This is a genomic window from uncultured Fretibacterium sp., from assembly GCF_938030725.1.
In the GTDB taxonomy this organism is placed as follows: domain Bacteria; phylum Synergistota; class Synergistia; order Synergistales; family Aminobacteriaceae; genus Fretibacterium.
This window is the reverse complement of record NZ_CALHIQ010000116.1, coordinates 1-3,088: the sequence shown is the minus strand read 5'-3', so window position 1 is coordinate 3,088 and position 3,088 is coordinate 1. Positions and strand designations below refer to the sequence as shown.

3 protein-coding genes are annotated in these 3,088 nt (G+C 70.6%); all 3 read left to right on the top strand.

What is annotated here, in order from left to right; genetic code table 11:
* Positions 1-1,244 (top strand): transketolase C-terminal domain-containing protein (locus tag Q0629_RS06775; RefSeq protein WP_298780552.1); only part of this gene is annotated, 1,244 nt, incomplete at its 5' end.
* A complete protein-coding gene (locus Q0629_RS06770) occupies positions 1,244-1,837 on the top strand; it encodes an epoxyqueuosine reductase QueH (protein ID WP_298780550.1) in 594 nt (197 codons plus the stop codon). The genes Q0629_RS06775 and Q0629_RS06770, both read left to right, overlap by 1 nt.
* On the top strand, positions 1,834-3,088 hold a 1,255-nt coding region (locus tag Q0629_RS06765), incomplete at its 3' end, for a DUF3999 family protein (protein ID WP_298780547.1). The genes Q0629_RS06770 and Q0629_RS06765, both read left to right, overlap by 4 nt.

The window sequence follows — 3,088 nt, the reverse complement described above, 5'->3', positions numbered from 1 at the left end:
CGCTGAAGGACGCGGGCCGCCGCGGTCGTCCCACCGTGCTGCTCTGCCGCACGGTGATGGGCAGGCAGGGGCAGGCCATGGAGGGGACTGCCGCCTATCACGGCAAGGCTCCCTCGCCTGAGCTCTACGAGCAGATCGTGAGGGACCTGGGCGGGGACCCTGAAACGCTGGCCAGGGCTTTGGAGGCGCGGAAGTCCGAGCCGTCCTTCAAGGGGCGGAAGGTCGTCCCGCCGACGCCGCAGCTGGAGCTGGGCACCCCCCTCTCCTATGAGGAGGGCAAGTCGGACAACCGGGGGGCCTTCGGCAAGGCCCTTGCGGATGTGGGGCGCCGGAACTGCGGCAGGCCCGGAACGACTCCTATCCTCGTCTTCGATTGCGACCTGGCCCCCTCCGTCATGACGAAGGACTTCAAGGCGGAGTGTCCGAAGAACTTCATTCAGTGCGGCATCCAGGAGCACTCCACGGCCACGACGGCCGGCGCGGCGGCCGCGGCGGGGACGGCGGCGGTCTGGGCGGACTTCGGCGTCTTCGGCATCGACGAGGTGTACAACCAGCAGCGCCTGAACGACATCAACCGGTCCGGGGCCAAGACCGTCCTGACGCACGTGGGGCTTGACGTCGGCGAGGACGGCAAGACGCACCAGTGCATCGACTACGTGGGGCTGTTCCACAACACCTTCGGCTGGCGCCTCGTGGTCCCCGCGGACCCGGAGCAGACGGACCGCGCGACCCGCTGGATGCTGGGGTCGCCGGACAGCATCTGCCTGGCGATGGGTCGGAGCAAGGTGGACCTCGTGCGCGCCCCGTCGGGCCGCGCCGTCTTCGGCGGGAGCTATCGGTTCGAGTACGGCCGCGCCGTGAAGGTCCGTGACGGAAAGGACGGCGCGATCTTCGCCCTGGGGGCGATGACGCAACGCGCGCTGGCCGCGGCGGCGGCCCTCGCAGAGAGGAACGTCAGCGCAGCCGTGTGGAGCGTGTCCTGCCCGCTGGAGGTCGATATGGCGGCCCTCAGGGAGGCCTGTGGGCTGGGGTGCGTCCTCACGGTGGAGGACCACCACGTGGATACGGGCATGGGGTCGATCCTGGCCGTGGCCATGGCGCGGCATGGCCTCCTGGCAAGGATGAGGAACCTTGGGGTGACGCGCTACGGTGATTCCGGCCCCTCCGCGGCCGTCCTGGCGGCCATGGGGCTGGACGAGAAGGGCATCGCCCAGTCCTTCCTGGAGCTGAGGGAAGGACGCTGATGACGGATCGCGAGGAGGCGCTGCCGGCAGGGCGGCGCCTCCTGCTTCACATCTGCTGCGCTCCGGACGCGACCGTCCCGACGCGGGACCTGACGGCGGAGGGTTGGCAGGTCACGGGCTTCTTTTACGGCTCCAACATCCATCCCCGCACGGAGTACGCTCGACGGCTGACGACGCTCCACCGGTTGATGGCCCACGAGGGACTCCCTCTGGAGGAGGGCCCCTACGCGCCGGAGGAGTGGATCGCGCACATGGAACGGTCGGGACTGATGGAGGAGCCGGAGGGAGGGCGGCGATGCACGGAGTGTTTTCTGATGCAGATCGCGTCCGCGGCGGAGGCCGCCGTGCGCCTTGGCTGCACGCACCTCTGCACCAGCCTTACGACCAGCCCCCACAAGGACGTGGAGCGCATCGCCCGCATCGGCGCGGCCTGTGCCGCGTCCCGCGGGCTGACGTGGGAACCCCGCGTCTGGCGCAAGCGGAACGGCTTCCTCCGGTCCATAGAGATATCAAGGGAGTTGGGGCTCTACCGTCAGAACTACTGCGGGTGCGTCGCAAGCTTGCAGGGGCTCCCCGTGGAGTGCGCGCTGTGAGGTCCCTGGCCCGCCGTTTCGCCGCGGCGACCCTGGCCGCCTGTCTGGCGGGGCCGGCCTGGGCGCGGCCCCTGAGCGGGAACTTCGCGCACGTCCTTGAGATCGCGGGGGCGGAGGAGGGGGCTCTCTGCCGCCTGAGGCTCCCGACCGGCGTCTACGCCGGATTGGCTCGATCGCAGACCGAGGACCTCGTCGTCCTGGACGCGAGGGGGGAGCCCGTGTCCTTCGCGGCGGAGCCGGGCCACCCGATCCCTCAGGGGCCTCCGGTCCTCGTCGAAACGGAGGTCCCCTGTTTTGAGCTCTCTCCGGCGGGGAAGGGCGCCGGGTCGCCGGAGTTTCGCGTCAAGGCCCAACGGGAGGGGCGGCTGATCGAGCTTCAGGGGACGGCCCCGGAGGCCCGCAGGGGTGAGCGCCGCTATCTGCTGGACCTCTCCGAGCTCTCCCCGGCGGGCCCGTCGGACCGGTACCGACTGCTTCTTGCCTCGGATGGGATGAAGCCTGGGGCGCGGGCCGATGTCCTGATGAGCGTGGACCTGAAGCGGTGGCGGGAGGTGGTGAGCGATGTCCCCCTCGAAGCGGGGGCGCTGGAGCTCCCCAGGGCCCCGACGCGCTGCCTCCTTCTGCGGGTTCGGGGGGCGGGGGATGGGTTCGCCCTTCAAGGGGCGAGCTGCACCTATCGGGTGTGGGGCCACGCCATAGAGGGCGGCTTCGCGGACTTCTCAGGCGTCCTGACGGAGGATCGCCGCGCGGCGGAGTATGACACGGGGGGCGCCTGGCCCGTCACGAGGGTCCAGTTCCTCCTGAGTGAGCCCGGACGCCGGCGCGTGCGCTGTCTGTCGCGGTCCGACATCAGGGGCCCATGGCAACTCGTGGGGACGGCGGAGCTCTATTTGGCGCGCGGGAGGCTCGGTGCGGAACAGCGAAACGGCCCCATCCCCGTTCACCTGAGGGAGGACCGCCATTGGCGCGTCGAGTTCGACAGCGCCCTCATGGAGGAGCCGCCCCTGCTGAGGGCCTGGTGGAGCGCGGGGACGGTCCTCTTTCGGGCTCAGGGCCCCGGCCCCTGGTCTTTGGCCTTTGGGTGCGACGATCCGCCCCCGTTGGAGGTTTTTCGGAAGCCGGCGGGAGAGCTTGATGGGGACGCCCTGGAGGTGACCCTGGCGATCGCCGATTCGTGGGGCGGAGAGGCCTTCAGGGCGCCCCCGGAGCCCGGCGCGGAGGCGGAGGGCTACACGGCCCCGTGGCGCGTCC